Origin of the sequence: Teichococcus vastitatis, from assembly GCF_003604215.1 — a bacterium.
Taxonomy (GTDB): Bacteria; Pseudomonadota; Alphaproteobacteria; order Acetobacterales; family Acetobacteraceae; genus Pseudoroseomonas; species Pseudoroseomonas vastitatis.
Genome location: NZ_QXGS01000156.1, coordinates 1 through 1,286, shown reverse-complemented (window position 1 = coordinate 1,286; position 1,286 = coordinate 1). Strand labels below are relative to the sequence as shown.

1 protein-coding gene is annotated in these 1,286 nt (G+C 72.9%); it reads right to left on the bottom strand.

Annotated elements, in window-relative coordinates; translation table 11 throughout:
- Window positions 1-1,286, bottom strand: a 1,286-nt coding sequence (locus D2K64_RS23625) for a TolC family outer membrane protein (RefSeq protein ID WP_306418954.1), incomplete at both ends; no start/stop codon positions are given.

The following is a 1,286-nucleotide window of genomic DNA, read 5'->3' as shown; positions in this document are numbered from 1 at the left end:
TGCCGAAGAACTTGTTGCGGACGGTGTTGTAGTAGGCGTCCATGTCGTACTGGGCGACGGGCAGCGCCAGGTCGCGCGCGGTGAGGCGGCCCACCGAGCCGGCCAGCCCGTAGCTGGCGGTGACCACGTTGGACAAGGCCTGCACCAGCGAAACGCGGGCATTCAGCAGCTCCTGCTCGGCGTTCAGCACGTCCAGCGTGGTGCGGCTGCCCACCACCGCCTCGCGCTGCACGCCGTCGAGCGCGATCTCGGCGGCACGGATCTGCGAGCGCACGCTGTCCACCTGCGCCCGCGCCGAGGCCAGCGTTTCCCAGGCCTGCGTCGCCTGCTGCATCGCCGTCCGCCGCTGGTCATCCACCACCTGCCGCAGCCGCACCGCGTCCTGCCGCGCCTGCCGCACCGCCGCGTGCTCGGCACCGCCCTGGTACAGCGGCACCGACAAATTGGCCGTGATCTGCTCGCCGGTGGCCCGCGTGTGCGGCTGCTGGCTGTTGTCCGAGCGGAAGGCCTGCGCCTGCAGGCTCACCTGCGGCAGCAGCGCCGCCATCTGCACATCCACCGCATCGCGCCCCGCCGCCTCGTCAAACAGCGCCGCCACCACGCCGGGGTTGTTGCGCATCGCCACCTCCGCCGCCTGCGCCGCATTGGCCGCCGCGGTGCTCAGCGGCTGCGGCGCCACCAGCCGCTCCGGCGCCAGCCCCACCACCCGCTGGAACGTCGCCCGGCTGGTCTGCAGCGTTCCTTCGGAATTGGCCCGCGCCGAGCGTGCCCCGGCCAGCCGGCTTTCCGCCTGCGCCACGTCGGTGCGGGTGATCTCGCCCACCCGGAAGCGCTCATTCGTCGCATCCAGCTGGCGCTGCAGCACCTGCACGTTGTTGACGTTCAGCCGCAGCGTTTCCTGGTCGCGGATCACCGCCACATAGGCCGACACCACGTCCGACAGCACCTGCTGCTCGGTGGCCAGCAGCCGGGCGCGCTGCGCCAGCACCTGGTTCTCCGCCCGCTGCGTCTGCGCCACCGTGCGGCCGCCCGTGTAGAGCGGCTGGCTCACCGTGGCCTGCAGGCTGCCGATCGGCCGGCTCACATCCGCATACTGCCCGCGCGAGCGCGCCTGCCCGTCGATGTAGCCGCCCGAGGCGCCCAGCGACACCGTCGGCCGCCAGCCGCCCAGCGCCTGCGGCACGTTCTCGTCCACCACCCGCAGCTGCGCCCGCGCCGCCAGCAGCGCCGGGTTGTTGGCATAGGCCTGCGACAGTGACTCCTGCAGCGTCTGGCCCCGCGCCACC